Origin of the sequence: Jannaschia sp. GRR-S6-38 (assembly GCF_029853695.1) — a bacterium.
Classification (GTDB): domain Bacteria; phylum Pseudomonadota; class Alphaproteobacteria; order Rhodobacterales; family Rhodobacteraceae; genus Jannaschia; species Jannaschia ovalis.
The window spans coordinates 2,487,661-2,505,149 of sequence record NZ_CP122537.1 but is presented as its reverse complement, the minus strand read 5'-3'; the positions used below and the strand labels follow the sequence as shown (position 1 = coordinate 2,505,149).

The following is a 17,489-nucleotide window of genomic DNA, read 5'->3' as shown; positions in this document are numbered from 1 at the left end:
CACCCTAGACAGCCGGCGCGGCCTGCGGCAAGCCATTTGCAATCGTATGCAGGGGCCCCGCCATGACCGATGCCGACGAAGGCTTCCGCCGCAGCGCGTGGCAGGTGCTGGCGCGCTGGACGGCCGGAGAGGACGTGCTGGCCGCCGACCTGGCCGCCGAGGCGGCGGCGCCTTTCGGGAGGCTGGACGCGGCGGGCCTCGGCCGGCTGACGGCCGAGCTGCGCCGCGCCCTGCCCGATCTCGAGCGCCGTGACGACATCTTCCTCGCGGGCGCGAACCATCCCGACGACCGCTGGCAGGCCCCGCGCCCGCCGCGCGTCGTGGCCTGCCTCGGCAGCTATCTCGGCACCTTCCGCGAGCCCTTCGCGGGCATCCCGCCCACCGGCGGCGTCGTCACCCTGCCCTTCGGCGAGGCGCATGCGATCGAGGACGGCCGCATCCGGGCCTCCTGGCTGATCTGGGATCTGCCCGCGCTGATGCGGCAGGCCGGGTGCTGGCCGATGTCGCCGCCCCTGGGCGCCCCCGGCCACTGGCCCGGCCCGCGCGGCGGCGGCGGCGTGCGGCTGGCGCCTTCGCCCGAGACCGGCGCGCTGGCGAGCGTGCTCGAGATGCATGCGGTGATGAACGCCTTCGACGGCGGCGATATCGCGACAATCGACATGCGCCACTGGCATCCCGACTTCACCTATTGGGCGGGCGGCAATATCGGCGCCTGTCGCGGCGTGGCGGGCTTCCGCGCCCATCACCAGGTCCCCTATCGCCGCGCCTTCCGGAAGGCGCAGGGCGCGGGCCATTTCGCGCGCCTCTCGGACGGCCCCTTCGCGATGACCGGGGGCGACGTGGCCGTCACCCATGACGGCGCCGATTACATGGGACTGCCGGCGACGGGCCGGGCGATGCGCTTCCGGGTGATGGATTTCTACCGCTTCGGGTCGGACGGGCTGATCGCCGAGAACTGGCTGCCCAACGACACGATCGGGCTGATGGCGCAGATGGGCGTCGACGTGATGGCGCGGATGCGCCACCTGACCGGTCAGCCGCGACTGACGCTCTAGCGCCGCCGCCGGAACCGCTGGCCCAGTTCGACCAGCTCGGGCACGAGCCGCCCATAGGCGCGCCCGCTCTCCGGGTTCGACGCGTTGCCCGCCTCGGCCCGCGCGCCCACGCCCGCGAGGATCGCCGCCAGCCGATAGGCCGAGAGCGCCAGCCACGCGTTCCAGTCCGACACTCCGTCGATCCCCCGCCGCGCGCAGTAGCGGGCGACGTAACCGGCATCGGAGGGCAGCCCCAGCGCCGCGCGGTCCACCCCGCCCAGCCCCTTCAGCGGCCCGTCATGCGGCAGGTGCCACTGCATCACCTGATAGGCCAGATCGGCGGTCGGATGGCCCAGCGTCGAGAGCTCCCAGTCCAGAAGCCCGATCACCCGGGGCTCGGTCGGATGGAAGATCATGTTGTCGAGGCGGAAATCGCCATGGACCAGCGCGGGCGCCGCATCCGCGGGGTCGCAATCGGCCAGCCAGTCGCCCAGGTCGACCAGCTCCGGGTCCGGATCCTCGACCGAGGCGGCATAGGCGCGCGTCCAGACCGCGAGCTGGCGGTGGAAATAGCCCTCGGCCCGCCCGTAATCGTCCAGGCCCAGCGCCGCCGGGTCGAGCCCCCCAAGCGTCGCCAGCACCGCGTTCATCGCGTCGTAGATCGCGGCCCGGTCCGCGACCTCGGGCAGGGTCGGGTCCCAGAAGATCCGCCCCTCCACATGCGCCATCAGGTAGAAGGGGCGGCCCAGCGGGTTCGCCTCCTCGATCAGCGCGTGCATCCGCGGGACCGGCACGGGCGTGTCGGCCAGCGCCGCCATCACGCGGTATTCCCGCTCGATCATATGCGCCTTGGGCAGCAGCTTGCCCGGCGGCTTGGCGCGCAGCACCAGCGGCGCGCCCTCGGTCGTCAGGGCCCAGGTCGGGTTGCTCTGCCCCGTCCCGAAGCGGCGGCCGCCGGTGATGCGCGGCAGGTCGGGGCAGCGCGCGGCGATGAAGTCGAACAGCTCGGGGGACAGGTCATCCATCCGCGCAGGGTTGCGGATGCCCGCCCCCTCCGCAAGTGTGCCCGCGAGGAGGATCGCCGATGGACCTGCAGGCAAGCGAGCGCGGCCGCGAATTGCGCGACGCGGTGGCGGCGATGGTGCGCGACCGCATTGCGCCGCTGGATGCCGAGTACCACGCCGAGACCGGCACGGGCGGCGACCGCTGGCGGCACGGCCCCCGCCAATCCGAGATCCTCGAGACGCTGAAGGCCGAGGCCCGCGACCGCGGCCTGTGGAATCTCTGGCAGACGCACCTGGACGGGGGCCCCGGCATCAACACCGTCGATTACGCCTGGATCGCCGAGGAGATGGGCAAGTCCTGGCTCGCCCCCGAGGTCTTCAACTGCAACGCGCCCGACACCGGCAACATGGAGGTCTTCGCCCGCTACGGCACGCCCGAGATGCAGGACCGCTGGCTGAAGCCGCTGATGGCGGGCGAGATCCGCTCCGCCTACCTGATGACCGAACCGTCGGTGGCGTCGTCGGACGCGACGAATATCCGGCTCGAATGCCGCCGCGACGGTGATCACTGGATCCTCAACGGTGAGAAATGGTGGGCCACCGGGGCGGGCGATCCGCGCTGCGCCGTGCATATCGTGCTGGCGCGCACCGATCCCGACGGCCCGCGCCACCAGTCGCATTCCATGCTGGTCGTGCCCACCGCCGCGCCGGGCATCGAGATCCTGCGCGGCATGCAGGTCTTCGGGGACTATGAGGCGCCGCATGGCCACATGCATATCCGCTACACCGATGTCCGCGTGCCCGCCGACGCGATGCTGCTGGGCGAGGGCCGCGGCTTCGAGATCGCACAGGGCCGGCTGGGACCCGGCCGCATCCATCACTGCATGCGCGCCATCGGCATGGCGGAAAAGGCACTGACGCTGGCCGTCGAGCGGGGCCATGCCCGCCAGGCCTTCGGCCGGGAGCTCCTGGAGCTCGGCGGCAATGCCGAGCGCGTGGCCGAGGCGCGCATGATGATCGACGCCGCGCGGCTTTCGACCCTGCGCGCCGCCGCCGAGATGGACGCCGCCCATCATGAGACCGGCGACATGAAGCGCGCCGCCCCCGCCATCAGCCAGGCCAAGGTGCTGGTCCCCCGCGTCGCGCAGGAGGTCTGCGACATGGCGATCCAGCTCCATGGCGGGATGGGGGTCAGCCAGGACACCGAATTGGCGCGCCTCTACGGCCATATCCGCACCCTGCGCCTGGTGGACGGCCCCGACGCGGTGCATCTGCGCACCGTCTACCGGGCCGAGATGAAGGCGCGGGGCCTGCGGTAGCGAACGCCCCCGCCGCGGCGCCTCACGACCCGCCGACCCGATTCTCACGGTTTTGGCACCCCTAGATGCGCCCGGCGCCTCCGCCCCTATATCTGGTGTATATCGACCATCATGTCGCCGGGGTCGCAGGCCTCGCCATCTCCGACCCCGCAACCGGGAAGGAGAAGATCATGTGGAAACGACTCATCAGCCTCAGCCTGACATTCGGCCTGGCCGCGGTGGCCCCGCCCGCGCTGGCGCAAGCCGCCTGCGGGCGGCACGACACCATCGCCGGCAAACTCACCTCCATCTACGCGGAAACCGTGATCGGACGTGGGCTTCAGAATGAGACCCGCCTCTACGAGGTCTGGCGCTCGGCCGAGAGCGGCAGCTGGACGATCCTGATGCTGCGGCCCGACGGCACCGCCTGCGTGATGGCCAGCGGCACCGCCTGGACCGATGCCGAACCGGAAACGCCCGCGGCCACGCCCGCGCGCGCCGACACGGCCGAATACGGCGCGCCGCCGCCTCACCGCTGATGCGCCCGCGGCGCGCCGGGCTCAAATCCCGTTTGCCCGCGCGTTCCATAAAATCCGCGTGGGACCCGCCGCATCGGTCGAGATGAAAACCAGAACGTCCGCGCCCCCCCCCCATCTGGCCGCGACGCAAGAGGCGGGCGCGGGGCCGCCGCCCTCAGGACCGCGTGCCGGGCTTGCCCATTTCCTTCTCGATCATCTCCTCGCTGACAGCGAAGCGACGTGGAAACACGAAGACACCCAGCGCATGCAGCGCGACGGCGATCCCCCATCCCAGCATCGGCCAGTGAAACCACAGCACACCGGAGAAGGTGAGGAAGTTGATCGCCATCAGGAGGACGATGATCCCGGCATAGACCGTCAGATGCGCGTAGAAGCCCATCCTGGCTTCGACGCGCGCCCTGGCAGAGCGATAGGCTTCTGACCTCTCCATCGCGCGTCTCCCCGGATCGCCTGACCCCAAATATCTGCCACGGAAGCGGGGCCGCTGCATTGACGGGGGTCAACGCCTCCCCGCGCGTCGCGGCGCCAAACTCCCCCGCTCGGCGCACCGGCGGGCGCGTCCGTCACCCGTAATGCGTCACCGGCGTGCCCGCGAGGGCCGAGACGTTCAGCAGCCCGCGGGCGGTGATCGAAGGGGTCACGATATGGGCCTTGTTGCCCATGCCCATCAGCAGCGGGCCGACCTCCAGCCCGTTCGCGCGCGCCTTGAGGATGTTGCGCGTGGCGCCCGCCGCGTCGGTCGAGGCGAAGACCAGCACGTTGGCGGCGCCCTCCATCCGGCCGTGGGGCATGAAGCGCGCACGCAGTTCGGGGTCGAGCGCGGCATCGGCGTTCATCTCGCCCTCGTATTCGAAATCCAGCGCCATGCCGTCGAGCCGCGCCAGTGCCTCGCGCATGGTCCGCCCGCTCTCGCTGTCGAGATTGCCGAATTGCGAGGCCGAGCAGAGCGCGATCTTCGGCTGCACCCCGAAGCGCCGCACGTGGCGCGCGCAGGCCAGCACCGTCTCGGTCACCTGCTCCGGCGTGGGCCGCGCGTGGACATGGGTGTCGGCGATGAAGAGCGGCCCGTCCTCGAGGATCATCAGGCTGAGCGCGCCCACCGGGTGCAGGCCATTATGCCCCAGGATCTCGGTCACGTAGCGCAGGTGCCAGAGGAACTGTCCAAAGGTGCCGCAGATCAGGCTGTCGGCCTCGTCGCGGTTCACCATCACGGCGGCGATGGCGGTCGTGTTGGTGCGCATGATCGCGCGGGCCAGGTCGGGCGGCACGCCCTGCCGCGCCATCAGCCGGTGGTAGGTCTCCCAATAGTCGCGGTAGCGCGGATCGCTCTCTGGGTTCACGATCTCGACGTTGCGCCCCGGCTCGATGGTCAGCCCGGCGCGCAGCACGCGGGTGTGGATCACCTCCGGGCGCCCGATCAGGATCGGGATGTCGGTCGTCTCCTCCATAATGGCCTGCGCGGCGCGCAGTACGCGCTCGTCCTCGCCCTCGGCGAAGACGATCCGCCGCTCGGCCTGCGCCGCGGCGGCGAAGACCGGCCGCATGATCAGCGCCGAGCGGAAGACCGACGCGTCGAGCCGCGCCTTGTAGGCCTTCAGATCCGCGATCGGCCGGCGCGCCACGCCCGATTCCATGGCGGCCTTGGCCACGGCGCTCGCCACCACGCCCATCAGCCGCGGGTCGAAGGGCTTTGGGATCAGGTAGTCGGGCCCGAAGGTCAGCTGCTCCTCGCGATAGGCGGCGGCGGCCTCGGCGCTGGTCGTGGCCCGCGCCAGCGCGGCGATGCCCTCGACGCAGCCGATCTTCATCGCCTCGTTGATCTCGGTCGCGCCCACGTCCAGCGCGCCCCGGAAGATGAAGGGAAAGCACAGCACGTTGTTGACCTGGTTGGGGTGGTCCGACCGCCCCGTGGCGATGATCGCGTCGGGCGCGGTTGCCTTGGCCAGGTCGAAGGCGATCTCGGGATTGGGATTGGCCAGCGCGAAGATGATGGGCGTCTCGGCCATCTTCGCGACCATCTCGGGCTTCAGGACGCCCGGCCCGGAGAGGCCGAGGAACAGATCCGCCCCCGCGATCACGTCATCGAGGCTGCGCGGGCCGCCGGGCTGGGCGAAGGCGGCCTTCTGCTCGGTCATGTCCTCGGTCCGGCCCTCGTGGACGAGACCCGCGAGGTCGCACAGGAACACGTTCTCGCGCTTCACCCCCAGCGTCAGGAGCATGTTGAGACAGGCGATCCCCGCCGCGCCGCCGCCGGTGGAGACGACCTTGATGTCCGCCCAGTCGCGGTTCGTCAGCTTGAGCGCGTTGAGCGCCGCCGCCCCGACGACGATGGCGGTGCCGTGCTGGTCGTCGTGGAAGACGGGGATGTTCATGCGCTCGCGGCAGATGCGCTCGACCGTGAAGCAGTCGGGCGCCTTGATGTCCTCGAGGTTGATCGCCCCGAAGGTCGGCTCCATCGCGCAGACGATCTCGGCCAGCTTCTCGGGGTCGCTCTCGTCGAGCTCGATGTCGAAGCAGTCGATATTGGCGAATTTCTTGAACAGGACCGCCTTGCCCTCCATCACCGGCTTGGAGGCCAGCGCGCCGATATTGCCCAGCCCCAACACGGCCGAGCCGTTGGTGACGACCGCCACCAGGTTGCCGCGGGCGGTGTAATCGGCGGCGGTTTCCGGGTCGGCATGGATGGCCGAGGAGGCCTCGGCCACGCCCGGCGAATAGGCGCGGGCCAGGTCGCGGCCATTGGCCAGCGGCTTCGTCGCCCGGATCTCCAGCTTTCCGGGCTTCGGATACTGGTGATAGTCCAGCGCCGCCTGCCGCAGCGCGGCCTGCGCGTCGTCGGTGCGATCGCTCATGGGGTCCTCCGCCTCTCCTCGCGGCAAGCTCTAGCACCCGCGGGTCGCAGGCCGCCAGCCGGGATCGGGCAGCGTGCCGCAGGCCATGCCGAGCTTGGCGATCGCCCGAAGGCCGGTCGTCAGGTGTTTCGCAGGGCGGGCGGGACCAGTTCCTCTTCGGGCATGGTCAGGCGCCGGCTCTCGGCGATGCACAGAAGGATCTGGTTGCGGGTGAAGGCCGGCCCCGCGATCATCCGGAAATCTCGGGCATTGGCCAGGTAGAGCCCGACGCCCGAGATGACCTCGCGATCCGTGAGGGCAAAGCTCTCCCGCAGGTACCAGGCGAAGATCTGGGGCTCGGTCAGGTCCAGCAGCAGCGCGTGATCGGCGGCCCAGCCGTCGGGACAGACCGCCTCGTCGAACTCTGCCGCGATCACCGCGCGGCGCAAGGCGGCCTCGGTGTCGATGATCGGCGGCAGCGTCGCCTGCGCCATGGTCACGCCCAGGGCCGTCGCCATGCCCCCCAGCCCGACCATCAGGCTGGCGCTTTCCAGCCGCGCCACGCCGCCCATCCCGAGCGGCCGCCCGCGCAGCAGGTCGCGGAGGCGGAGGGCGGCTCGGGTCAATGGCATTGCGGCGGAACTCCGGTCGAATTGCGTCGAACTTCGCACGGATTTGTGGCGCAAATGTGGCAGCCTTGCCCAGCTTGGTTTCCCGGCCGCGGCGTATCGGCGGGGCCGGTGGCGATTGTCGACGCCCCCGCGCCGATCGGCGCGCTTTCGCGCTGGCCAGCGTGAATCGCCCCGTGCCAGATGCGTGCCATGTCCCTCTGGCTCGCCGCCACGCTTTTCGCCTCCGCCGTGCAGGCCCTCCGCTTCCTTCTGCAGAAGCGGCTGGCGCAGGCCGGCCTGTCGGCCGCGGGCTCGACCCTGGCCCGCTTCGTCTGGGCCCCGCCGGTCCTGGCGCTGGCGCTCTGGGCCTGGTCGCGGGGCACGGGGACGGCGCTGCCCGCGATCACCGAAGGGTTCTGGAGCTTCGCCATCGCCGGCGCCGCCTCGCAGATCCTCGCAACCATGTGCGTCGTGGCGCTGTTCGCGCATCGCAATTTCGCGGTCGGCATCGCCTTCTCGAAGACGACCGTTCTGATGACCGTCGCCGCGGGTTATCTCGTGCTGGGCGAGGCGGTCACCTGGGCCGCCTTTGGCGCCATGGCGCTGGGCTTCGTGGGTGTGCTGCTCTTGTCAGTGCCCGCCGATGGCGGCTGGCGGCTCGCCAACACGGCCAGCCTGCTGGGCCTCGCCTCGGGCGCCTTCTTCACCGTCTCGGCCATCGGCTATCGGGGCGCCTCGCTCGCCGTGGCCTCCGACCTGCCGATCCTGCGCGCGGCGGTGACGCTGACGCTGGTCACCGTGCTCCAGACCGCGATGCTGGCCGCCTGGATGGCCTGGCGCGAGCGGGCGATGCTGCGCGCGGTGTTCACGCGCTGGCGGGTGACGATGCTGGTGGGCGCGACCTCGGTGGCGGGCTCGCTGGGCTGGTTCACCGCCTACACGCTGCAGACCGCGGCTTATGTGAATGCCGTGGGCCAGGTCGAGCTGGTGCTGTCGGTGCTGATCTCCTGGTTCGTGCTGGGCGAGCGGCAGACCGTGCGCGAAAGCGCCGGCATCCTTCTGGTCGGGGTCAGCGTCGTGGGGCTGATCCTGCTCACCGCCTGAGCCCACCTGCCCGGCCCGCCGGTGTCACAGCCGGTGGAACACGCTCGTCTCGCCCGAATTGTCGAAGAACGGCACGCCCGCGGCCTCCGCTCCCTCGGCGATGGCGGCCACCTCGGCCAGAACCACCTCGGTGATGAAGGGCATGTCGAGGCTGCGCGCCTCGGCCAGCGGCACCCAGTGCAGGTGGCTCAACTCGTCCTCGGCGGCCTCGAAATCGTCCGGATCGGAGGCCAGCGCCGCGGCGGGGGCCAGGAAGAACCGCGCGTCGAAGCGGCGGGGCCGGCCCGGCGGCGTGATCGCCCGGAACACGAAGCGCAGCGGATGGGCGTCGGGCGCGCGATCGGCGAAGCCCGGCCAGGCGCAGCCCGGCCCGGGCCCCGCGATCACCTGGCCCGTCTCCTCCGCCAGCTCGCGCAGCGCGGCGCCGGCCAGTGCCTCGGGCGCCGTCCGCGCCCGCCGCGCGAGCGCGGCACGCACCGGGTCGGCCAGCGGCCGGGCGAAGGCCACATCCGCATCGCCCGCATCCACGGCCCCGCCGGGAAAGACGTATTTCGAGGGCATGAAGGCCGCCTTCGCGCCCCGCTGTCCCATCAGGACCGACGGCCCCTGCGCCATCTCTCGCAACACGATCACGGTCGCCGCGTCGCGGATCGGCGCGGTCACGCGGCCTCGTCCTGCGGGGCGGCGTCGCGGCCGAAGCCATGCATCCGGGCCGCCCATTGCACGCCCACGATCAGCCCCTTCAGCCGCGGCAGGAACCACAGCGACAGCACCACGGCGGCCACGCCGAAGATCGCCATGAAGGTCCAGGGCCCGGGCTCGTAGGCCACGAAGACCCAGAGCATCGCGGGGCCGATGATGTGGCCCACGATCAACAGCGTCAGATAGGGCGGGCCGTCATCGGCGCGGTGGTGATGAAGCGCCTCGCCGCAATGCGGGCATTCGCGCCGCACCTTGAGGTAGCCGTCCATCAGCGCACCCTCGCCGCAATTCGGGCAGCGGCGGCGCCAGCCGCGCCAGACGGCGCGCTTCATCTCGCGGTCGGGCTGGGGGGATCCGGAAATCATATCGCTCATGGCCCTCTATCTAGCCGCGCCCGCGCGAATGTCACCGCCCGGCGCGCGCCCGGCGAAAACCCCGCGACGGAAATCCCGGCCCCGCCCGTGAAAGGCAGGAGCGCGCCGCAGATGACCGGCCGCCACTGCAACCGAACCCGGAGACACCCGATGACCCGATCCCTCACCCTCGCCCTGCTGGCCGCCGCCACGGCCCTGACCCTCGCCCCCGCCGCGCAGGCCCGGGACGGCGGCCCCCGCCCCGCCTTCTCGGAGGTCGACGCCGATGGCGACGGCGCCGTGACCCCGGCCGAGCTGCAGGCCTTCGCCCGGACCCGCGCCGCCGCGCGCTTCGCCGCCGCCGATACCGATGGCGACGGCACGCTCAGCCCCGCCGAGATGCAGGCCCGCGCCGACGACCGCCGCGCCGAGCGGATCGCGCGCATGATCGAGCGCGCCGACAGCGACGGCGACGGCGCGCTCAGCCTCTCCGAGTTGACGGCCGCGCGGGAAGATCGCCAAGGTCGCCGCGCGGATCGCGGCGCGCGCATGTTCGAGCGCGCCGATGCTGATGGCAGTGGCGGGATCAGCGCCGCGGAATGGGCCGCGCTGCCCGAGCGTCGCGGCGGCCGGCACGGCGGCGGGCGCAACTGAGACGCGCGATGCGGGCGGCGCGCCCGCCCGCATCGGACCGCATGGGGGCCGGATGGATGGAACCGACGAAGATGCCGCGTTGCTGGCCCGCCTCGCCCGGGGCGACGACCGCGCGGCCGCTCTGTTGCTCGACCGGCTGGGGCCGCGGCTGATGGGCTTCGCACTGCGCATGACCGGCGGCGATGCCGCCGCCGCCGAGGACATCGTGCAGGAGGCGTTCCTGCGCCTCTGGCAGAAGGCGGCCGGCTGGGATGCGGGCGGCGCGGCGCGGGTCTCGACCTGGCTCGGACGGGTGGCCGCGAACCTCGCCATCGACCGCCAGCGCAAGGCCGCGCGTCTGACCGGGCTCGACTCCGAGGACGATCCGCCCGACCCCGGGCCCTCCGCGCTCGCGGGGATGATGGCACGCGAACGGGCCGCGGCGCTCGACGCGGCGCTGGCCGCGCTGCCCGACCGTCAGCGCCAGGCGGTGGTGCTGCGCCATGTCGAGGGCTATTCCAACCCCGACATCGCCGCGATGATGGGCTGCGGGGTCGAGGCCGTGGAAAGCCTGACCGCGCGCGGCAAGCGGCGGCTGGCGCAGATGCTGGGCGAGGAGGACCGATGATGAGCGACGATATCGAGACACGGCTGGCCGCCCTGCGCGACGCCCCCGCCCCTATGCCCCGCGAATTGCGGGCGCGCATCCTGGCCGAGGCCGCGCGCCGCCCGAAGCCCGGCTCATCGGCGGCCCCCGGGCCGCGCTGGGGTCTCTGGTCGGGCCTCGCCGGCCTGCCCGCCGCGGCGCTGGCCGGGCTCTGGCTGGGCCTGTCGCAACCCGCGCTGGTCTGGGACGCCCTGCCCGGGCTGACCGCCCCGGATGCGGTGCTGGAGGACGTGTTCGACACCGCGCTCCTGGCCGAGGACGCCGCATGAGCCCGCGCGCGCTCAAGATCGCGCTGGCCCTGTCGCTGGCGGTCAACCTGCTGGTCCTGGGCGCCGTGGCGGGCGCCCTGATCGCGGGCGGCCCGCCCGGCCGCGATGGCGGCCCGCGCACCGAAATGGGGGCGCTGACCCGCGGGCTCGACGGCCCGGCCAGGCGCGACCTGGCCCGCACCCTGCGCCGCGACCCGCAGGTGCGCGAGGGCCGCCAGCGCCTGCGCGAGGCCGCCGCGGCGACCCGCGCCGCGCTCACCGCCGATCCCTTCGACCGCGAAGCGCTGCGCGACGCGATGCGCGACCGGCAGACGGCGCTGGCGCTGATGGGAGAGCGGGGGGCCGAGGCCTTCGCCAACGCGGTGGCGGAACTGTCGCCCGAAGCGCGCGCCGCGCTGGCCGCGCGCATGACCCGGCGCGGCGCGCCGCGCGACTGACCGCGCTACTCGGCCGCGATCACCCGGTTCCGGCCGTCGTTCTTGGCGGCGTAGAGCGCGCGGTCCACGCGGTCCATCACCTCGGTGCCGGCATTCTCGCGATCGGCGAGCATGGCGACGCCCAGCGACATGGTCACGCTCAGCTCGCGCCCGTCGGGCAGGCGCACGCGGGTGTCGGCGATGGTCTGGCGCAGCCGCTCGGCCACCGCGCGGACCTGCTCGACCCCGGCATCGGGCAGCACGGCCAGGAACTCCTCGCCGCCGATCCGGCAGACCAGGTCCTCGCCGCGCAGGCTCTCGCTCAGCACGCGCGCGATCTGCGACAGCACCCGGTCGCCCGCGGGATGGCCATGGGTGTCGTTGACCTGCTTGAAGTGGTCGATATCCATCAGGATCACGCCCGCGCGGATGCCCTGCGCCTGGCAGCGCAGCGCAACGCGCTCGAGATGGTGCAGCCCGTAGCGGCGATTGTGGAGCCCGGTCAGCGGGTCGATCACCGCCAGCTTCAGCCCGGTGTCCAGCGTGTCGCGCATCCGGTCGGCACGACGCTTGCGGGCCAGCTGGGTGCGCACCCGCATGGCGATCTCGTCGATCGAGAACGGATGGTAGCTCACATCCGACGCGCCGAGATCCAGCGCCGTCGCCGCGCGTTCGCTGTCGCCCGCTGGCAGCAGCACGATGAAGGCCGCGTGCCGCGTCGCGTGGCGCGAGCGCAGCTCGCTCATCAGTCGCAACCCGTCATTGCGCGCGCCCATGTCGGCATCGATCAGGAACAGGTCCGGCGCGTCGCCCCGGTCGAGCGCCAGCGCCGCGTCCCGGCCGATCACGGCCACCGTCTCGCGGAAGAGCGGGCGCAGCCGGTCGCGCTGCCGCAGGAGCCAGCCCGCATCGGGCCCGCCGATCAGCGCGATGCGGCCCTCGGCCGGGACGGGCCGGGTGGCGAAGCCCGCCTGCGCGCTCTCGCCGAAGCCGCCGCCCGTCATCTCCAGCAGTGCGCCGCGCGCCTCGTATTCGCGCTCCTCGTCGCGCGAGCGCAGCAGCGAGCGGACCCGCGCCAGGAGCGCGATCTCGTCCACCGGCTTCGACAGGAAATCGTCGGCCCCCGAGGACAGCCCCGCCATCCGCGCCTCGGCATCGTCCACCGCGGTCACCAGGATCACCGGGATGGCCGTGGTCGCCGGGTCGGCGCGCAGCGCGCGGCAGGTCTCGGCCCCGTTCAGGCCCGGCATCACCATGTCCATGATGACAATGTCGATGCCCCCGGCCCGCGCGACCTCGAGCGCCTCGATCCCGCTGGAGGCGCAGACCACGTCGTAGCGCGCCGCGGAGAGCTTGACCTTCATCACGATGCGGTTGGTCGCGACATCGTCTACGATGAGGATCCGCCCTGCCATGCCCGCCACTCACGATAATTACTTGTCCGGTCACCTTCATTAAGGAGATCGAAAGTTAATAAACCGTTTCTACCGGCAGGAGGGCCCCGGACATGACCCAGGATCAGGCGGAAATCGTCGCGTTGCGCGCGCTGGGCTGGCTGGCCGAGGCCGAGCTTCTCGACGCCTTCCAGAGCAGCACCGGGGCAGACCGCGACAGCATCCGCGCGGCGGCGCAAGACCCTGATTTCCTTGGCGCCGTGCTCGATTTCGTGCTGATGCGCGACGACTGGGTCGAACAGGCCTGCACCGCGCAGTCGCTACCCTATGAGGGGCTGCTCGCGGCCCGCGCGGCGCTGCCCGGCGGAAACCTGCCGCATTGGACCTGACGGGCCCGCCCGGGGGCGGGCCAATCGTTAATCATTCGGGCGCGAACCACCACAGATCGGGCTGGAACCCGATCCAGTCGCCGTAGATCGGCAGCCGGTCGGCCGCATAGGTCAGCCGCGCGTCATGGGCGATCCAGCTCACCGGGTTGTGCCAGATCGGCACGACGTAGCGCCCCGCCGTCAGCACCCGGTCCAGCGCGCGCACCGCGGCGACGTAGTCGTCCTGCGTCCCGGCGCCCAGCATCGCCTCGATCATCGCGACGATGGCGGGGTTGTCGGCACCCATCATGTTGCGGCTGCCCGGCGTCTCGACCCCGTCGGGGCCCCAATAGGCGAGCTGCTCGTTGCCGGGGCTCAGCGACAGGCCCCAGCGATACCAGGTCATGTCGAAATCATAGGCGTTCTGGCGCTCCTTGAACTGCGCGCCGTCCACCGTGGCGACGGCGGTCGCGATGCCCAGCCGCTTCAGCGCCTCGACATAGATGTCGACGATCGACTGCACCTCCGAGGAGCCCTGCTCCAGCAGGATCTCGATCTCCACCGGCCCCTCGGGCCCGGTCAGCACGCCGTCCTCCACCGTCAGCCCCGCCTCCTGCAGAAGCCGCGTCGCGGTCCGCAGCCCGCGGCGGTTGGCCACCTCGCCATTCGTCACCGGCAGCTCGTAGCCCTCCAGCGTCCCGGGCAGCAGGTCGTCGGCATGCGGCGCCAGCAGCTCGGCCACGCGCCCCTCGGCCGGCCCCGGCTGCAAACCCAGCGGCGAGTTGGCGTAATAGCTCGTGATCCGCGGCTGGGCGCCGCCATTGATGACGCCGTTGACGTATTCGAAGTTGAAGGCCTGGATCAGCGCCTCGCGCACGCGCCAGTCGTCGAAGGGCGCGCGGCGGGTGTTCATCACCAACCCGACCATGCCGGTGGGCCGCTGATGCGGGACTTCGGACAGCGTCACCGACCCCTCGCGCACCGCCGGGAAGTCGTAGTCTCGCGCCCATTTCGCGGCATTGGTCTCGCGCATGGTCGACAGCTCGCCCGCCTTGAAGGCCTCGAAATGCGCGGTGGCGTCGCCGAAGAACTCCATCCGGATCACGTCGACATTATTGGTGCCGCGCCGGAACGGCAGGTCGGCGCCCCAGTAATCGGGGTCGCGGGTCAGCTCGACGAAGCGGCCGGGGTCGTAATCGGTGATCTGGTAGGGGGCCGAGGTCATCGGGATCGTGTCCGTCCCCGACTGGAAGAAGGCGTCCTCGTCGCCCTCGAACTGCGCCTTCTGCAGGATCGGGCGCATGCCCAGCACCATCAGAAGCTCGCGATCGGGCGCGTCGATGGTGAAGCGCACGCCGCGCTCGCCCACCGCTTCCACATCGGTGACCTTCAGGAAGGACGCGCGATAGCGCCCGTTCGCGCCCTCCCGGCCCAGGATCTCGTGCGACCAGATCACGTCCGCGGCGGTCACCGGGCTGCCATCGGCGAAGCGTGCCTCGGGGTGCAGCGTATAGGTGACCTGCGTCGCGTCGTCGGACACCTCGACCCGCTCGGCCAAAAGCCCGTAGAGCGTGAACGGCTCGCCATAGGACCGGCCCATCAGCGACTCGTAGGCCAGGAAGCGCAGCTGCCAGGGCACCCGGCCCTGCTGGATGTGCGGGTTGAGGCTGTCGAAGCTGCCCACCTGCCCGTCCACGAAGCGCCCGCCCTTGGGCGCGTCGGGATTCACATGCGGCAGGTGCGAAAAGCCCGGCGGCAGCGCGGGCGCGCCGTAGAGCGCGATTCCGTGGCCGTCGGCCATTGCCGGCGCGGCCAGGGATGCGATGATGAAGGCCGCGATTCGCGCCCCGCCTCCGGCCTTCGGCTGGCCCCGGCGACCTGCGCCGCGATGGAAACGATTGGTCAGCATGGTCTCGATTGGCCCCCGAATGTCTGTTCTGCTTGGCCCGGATCCTAGACTGCCCCTTTTCCCCTTGAAAGTTTTCTCTTGGACTCTGCCGGCCCAGCGACTATAAAAGGGGCACTGCTCGATAGGTTTCTTGCCTGTATGAAACCTGCCTCAATGACTTGACGCCCGCCTTGTGCGGGCGTTTTTTTTCGCGGGTTTACGGCGGGTTTATGCCGAGCCGGCTTCCCTTCGCACATGCAGCATCTATGCTGCTGGCCGGATCGCAACGGCCCAGGAGGCAGTCCCATGTCCGTCGAAGGCAAGACCGCTATCGTCACCGGCTCGAACTCCGGCATCGGCCTGGGCATTGCGCGGAGTTTCGCCGAGGCCGGGATGAAGGTCGTCCTGAACTCCTACACCGACGATGCGGCGGATCACGACCTCGCCGCCGACCTGTCGAAGGAGTTCGGCACCGAGGTCCGCTATATCGGCGCCGACCTGTCGAAGGGCGCCGAAGCGCGGCGGCTGGTGACCGAGGCCGGCGCCTGCGACGTGCTGGTCAACAACGCGGGCATCCAGCATGTCGCCGCGATCGAGGACTTCCCCGAGGCGAAATGGGACGCGATCATCGCGATCAACATGTCCTCGGCCTTCCACACGACCGCGGTGGCGGTCCCGATGATGCGCAAGGCCGGCTGGGGCCGGGTCATCAACCTCGCCTCCGCCCACGGCCTGACCGCCTCGCCCTACAAATCCGCCTATGTCGCCGCCAAGCACGGCGTGGTCGGCCTGACCAAGGTCGTCGCGCTCGAGACGGCCGAGGACCCGATCACCGCCAACGCCATCTGCCCCGGCTACGTGATGACGCCGCTGGTCGAGAAGCAGATCCCCGACACGATGCAGAAATACGACCTCGACCGCGAGACGGCGATCCGCGACGTGCTGCTGGCGCGCCAGCCCTCGAAGGAATTCGCCACCACCGGCCAGCTCGGCGGCACGGCGCTGTTTCTCTGCTCGGACCACGCGGCGCAGATCACCGGCACCACGATCAGCGTCGATGGCGGCTGGACCGCGCTATGAGCGACCAGAGCTTCCGCAACGCCGCCCTCGGCGAGGTCTCCTTCGACGATTGCGCCATCGGCGGGCTCAGCCTCAGCGATGTCAGCATCGGGGCGCTCGAGCTGCGCAACGCCAGCGTGGCGGGCATCTCGATCCGCGACGCGAATCTTTCGGGCGGCCGCGTCCGGGACTGCAATCTCAGCGGTCTCGCCATCAGCGACTGCAACCTCGCGGGCATGACGATCGACGGCATCCCGGTCGCCGATCTGCTGGCGAAATGGCGCGATGGCTGAGCCCAAGCCCATCAACCTCGCGCTGCAGGGCGGCGGCGCGCATGGCGCCTTCACCTGGGGCGTGCTCGACACGCTGCTCGCCGATGACCGGATCGAGATCGCCGCGATCTCGGGCACCTCCGCCGGGGCGCTCAACGGCGCCGCCGTGAAGGCCGGGCTGGTCCATGGCTCGCGCGCGGCGGCCCGCGAGAATCTCGAATGGCTCTGGACCCAGGTCGGCGCCGTCACCGACGACCGCCTGACCCCGTGGTTCGACGCCGTCTCGCCGATGGCCGTCAGCGCGCTGATCGAGGCCTCGCCCGGCTACCAGATCTCCGAGGGGATCAGCCGCGCCATCTCGCCCTACATGCGCCCCGACAGCGCGGCCCTGTCGCTGCGCCGCATCGTCGCGCGCTTCCATTACGACGAGGTCTGCGCCGCCGACGGCCCCGAATTCACCATCTGCGCCACCAATGTCCGCACCGGCAAGATCCGCCTCTTCCGGGGCACCGACATCACCACCGACGCGATCATGGCCTCGGCCTGCCTGCCCACGCTCTTCCCGGCCGTCGAGATCGACGGCGAGGCCTATTGGGACGGCGGCTATACCGGCAACCCCGCCCTCTACCCGCTGTTCGAGCGGCACCTGCCCCGCGACATCCTCGTGGTGAACATCAACCCGCTGGAGCGGCCGGGCGTGCCGCGCACCGCGGCCGAGATCCAGAACCGTATCAACGAGATCAGCTTCAACACCTCGCTCCTGCGCGAGCTGCGCGCCATCGCCTTCGTGCAGCGGCTGGTCCGCACCGGCACCCTGCCCGAGGGCGCGATGAAGGACGTGCTGGTCCACATGATCGCCGATGACGCGCTGATGCGGCAGCTCTCGGTGGCCACCAAGGTCTGGCCCAACGCGGCCGTGTTGCACCAGCTGCGCGATGCCGGCCGCCGCGCGGCGGAAGGGTTCCTCGACCGCGATCTCGACCGCGTCGGCGTCGAATCCACGATCGACCTCGCGGCGATGTTCGGCTGAGACGCGGAACCCGCCCC

20 protein-coding genes are annotated in these 17,489 nt (G+C 71.2%); 12 read left to right on the top strand and 8 right to left on the bottom strand.

Annotation, left to right across the window (positions count from 1 at the left end):
- Nucleotides 1–62: 62 nt before the first annotated feature.
- Nucleotides 63–1,055 carry an ester cyclase gene (locus P8627_RS12875; RefSeq protein WP_279964540.1) on the top strand — a complete coding sequence of 331 codons (993 nt, stop codon included), beginning with the start codon at nucleotides 63–65 and terminating at the stop codon, nucleotides 1,053–1,055.
- Here the strand turns inward: P8627_RS12875 and P8627_RS12870 are convergent.
- On the bottom strand, nucleotides 1,052–2,059 hold the full coding sequence (locus tag P8627_RS12870) for a phosphotransferase family protein (protein WP_279964539.1): 1,008 nt from the start codon (nucleotides 2,057–2,059) through the stop codon (nucleotides 1,052–1,054). The two genes, P8627_RS12875 and P8627_RS12870, sit on opposite strands and share 4 nt — an antisense overlap.
- A gap of 59 nt (nucleotides 2,060–2,118) precedes the next feature.
- Between P8627_RS12870 and P8627_RS12865 the strand changes: the two genes are divergently transcribed.
- Nucleotides 2,119–3,357, top strand: coding sequence for an acyl-CoA dehydrogenase family protein (locus P8627_RS12865; RefSeq protein WP_279964538.1), 1,239 nt, complete (start codon nucleotides 2,119–2,121; stop codon nucleotides 3,355–3,357).
- A gap of 170 nt (nucleotides 3,358–3,527) precedes the next feature.
- Nucleotides 3,528–3,875 carry a hypothetical protein gene (locus tag P8627_RS12860; protein WP_279964537.1) on the top strand — a complete coding sequence of 116 codons (348 nt, stop codon included), beginning with the start codon at nucleotides 3,528–3,530 and terminating at the stop codon, nucleotides 3,873–3,875.
- Nucleotides 3,876–4,029: 154 nt separating this feature from the next.
- On the opposite strand, the gene P8627_RS12855 is transcribed toward P8627_RS12860, so the two are convergent.
- The 3 genes from P8627_RS12855 to P8627_RS12845 form a co-directional block, all read right to left on the bottom strand.
- Entirely contained in the window at nucleotides 4,030–4,254 is a 225-nt protein-coding gene (locus tag P8627_RS12855; protein ID WP_279964536.1) for a 2TM domain-containing protein, read from the bottom strand.
- A gap of 184 nt (nucleotides 4,255–4,438) precedes the next feature.
- Nucleotides 4,439–6,727: an NADP-dependent malic enzyme gene (locus tag P8627_RS12850; RefSeq protein ID WP_279964535.1), complete on the bottom strand. Its 2,289-nt coding sequence runs from the start codon at nucleotides 6,725–6,727 to the stop codon at nucleotides 4,439–4,441.
- A gap of 119 nt (nucleotides 6,728–6,846) precedes the next feature.
- Nucleotides 6,847–7,338 carry a hypothetical protein gene (locus tag P8627_RS12845; RefSeq protein WP_279964534.1) on the bottom strand — a complete coding sequence of 164 codons (492 nt, stop codon included), beginning with the start codon at nucleotides 7,336–7,338 and terminating at the stop codon, nucleotides 6,847–6,849.
- A gap of 189 nt (nucleotides 7,339–7,527) precedes the next feature.
- Between P8627_RS12845 and P8627_RS12840 the strand changes: the two genes are divergently transcribed.
- Nucleotides 7,528–8,421, top strand: a complete 894-nt coding sequence (locus P8627_RS12840) for a DMT family transporter (RefSeq protein WP_279964533.1) — start codon at nucleotides 7,528–7,530, stop codon at nucleotides 8,419–8,421.
- Between the two features lie 24 nt (nucleotides 8,422–8,445).
- Here P8627_RS12840 and P8627_RS12835 read toward each other — a convergent pair whose 3' ends face one another.
- Together P8627_RS12835 and P8627_RS12830 are read right to left on the bottom strand one after the other, a co-directional pair.
- Nucleotides 8,446–9,036 (bottom strand): NUDIX hydrolase, encoded by a 591-nt coding sequence (locus tag P8627_RS12835; RefSeq protein WP_279967467.1) that lies wholly within the window; start codon nucleotides 9,034–9,036, stop codon nucleotides 8,446–8,448.
- Nucleotides 9,037–9,080: 44 nt separating this feature from the next.
- Nucleotides 9,081–9,497, bottom strand: coding sequence for a DUF983 domain-containing protein (locus P8627_RS12830; RefSeq protein WP_279964532.1), 417 nt, complete (start codon nucleotides 9,495–9,497; stop codon nucleotides 9,081–9,083).
- Nucleotides 9,498–9,647: 150 nt separating this feature from the next.
- On the opposite strand from P8627_RS12830, the gene P8627_RS12825 reads away from it, so the two are divergent.
- From P8627_RS12825 to P8627_RS12810, 4 genes are read left to right on the top strand one after another with little or no spacing between them, the layout of a single operon-like run.
- On the top strand, nucleotides 9,648–10,130 hold the full coding sequence (locus tag P8627_RS12825; RefSeq protein WP_279964531.1) for an EF-hand domain-containing protein: 483 nt from the start codon (nucleotides 9,648–9,650) through the stop codon (nucleotides 10,128–10,130).
- 52 nt (nucleotides 10,131–10,182) lie between these two features.
- A complete protein-coding gene (locus P8627_RS12820) occupies nucleotides 10,183–10,737 on the top strand; it encodes a sigma-70 family RNA polymerase sigma factor (protein ID WP_279964530.1) in 555 nt (184 codons plus the stop codon).
- Nucleotides 10,737–11,045, top strand: a complete 309-nt coding sequence (locus P8627_RS12815) for a hypothetical protein (RefSeq protein ID WP_279964529.1) — start codon at nucleotides 10,737–10,739, stop codon at nucleotides 11,043–11,045. The genes P8627_RS12820 and P8627_RS12815 overlap by 1 nt, the downstream gene beginning before the upstream one ends.
- Nucleotides 11,042–11,482 carry a periplasmic heavy metal sensor gene (locus tag P8627_RS12810; RefSeq protein WP_279964528.1) on the top strand — a complete coding sequence of 147 codons (441 nt, stop codon included), beginning with the start codon at nucleotides 11,042–11,044 and terminating at the stop codon, nucleotides 11,480–11,482. The genes P8627_RS12815 and P8627_RS12810 overlap by 4 nt, the downstream gene beginning before the upstream one ends.
- Before the next feature lie 5 nt (nucleotides 11,483–11,487).
- Here the strand turns inward: P8627_RS12810 and P8627_RS12805 are convergent, their stop codons facing one another.
- On the bottom strand, nucleotides 11,488–12,876 hold the full coding sequence (locus P8627_RS12805) for a diguanylate cyclase (RefSeq protein ID WP_279964527.1): 1,389 nt from the start codon (nucleotides 12,874–12,876) through the stop codon (nucleotides 11,488–11,490).
- A 92-nt stretch (nucleotides 12,877–12,968) separates the two neighbouring features.
- Here P8627_RS12805 and P8627_RS12800 point away from each other — a divergent pair, with 92 nt between their 5' ends.
- Nucleotides 12,969–13,244 (top strand): DUF3572 domain-containing protein, encoded by a 276-nt coding sequence (locus P8627_RS12800; protein WP_279964525.1) that lies wholly within the window; start codon nucleotides 12,969–12,971, stop codon nucleotides 13,242–13,244.
- Between the two features lie 31 nt (nucleotides 13,245–13,275).
- Here the strand turns inward: P8627_RS12800 and P8627_RS12795 are convergent, their stop codons facing one another.
- Nucleotides 13,276–15,024, bottom strand: a complete 1,749-nt coding sequence (locus P8627_RS12795; protein ID WP_279964523.1) for an extracellular solute-binding protein — start codon at nucleotides 15,022–15,024, stop codon at nucleotides 13,276–13,278.
- Between the two features lie 393 nt (nucleotides 15,025–15,417).
- Here P8627_RS12795 and P8627_RS12790 point away from each other — a divergent pair, with 393 nt between their 5' ends.
- Genes P8627_RS12790 through P8627_RS12780 form a run of 3 tightly spaced genes read left to right on the top strand, consistent with a single transcriptional unit; the run spans nucleotide 15,418 to nucleotide 17,472 of the window.
- The gene (locus tag P8627_RS12790; protein WP_279964522.1) at nucleotides 15,418–16,191 is read left to right on the top strand and encodes a 3-hydroxybutyrate dehydrogenase; all 774 of its coding nucleotides are present in this window, start codon (nucleotides 15,418–15,420) and stop codon (nucleotides 16,189–16,191) included.
- Complete coding sequence (locus P8627_RS12785; protein ID WP_279964521.1) at nucleotides 16,188–16,463, top strand: pentapeptide repeat-containing protein; 276 nt, start codon at nucleotides 16,188–16,190, stop codon at nucleotides 16,461–16,463. Before P8627_RS12790 ends, P8627_RS12785 begins: the two co-directional genes overlap by 4 nt.
- Entirely contained in the window at nucleotides 16,456–17,472 is a 1,017-nt protein-coding gene (locus P8627_RS12780; RefSeq protein ID WP_279964520.1) for a patatin-like phospholipase family protein, read from the top strand. Before P8627_RS12785 ends, P8627_RS12780 begins: the two co-directional genes overlap by 8 nt.
- The last annotated feature ends 17 nt before the right edge of the window (nucleotides 17,473–17,489 follow it).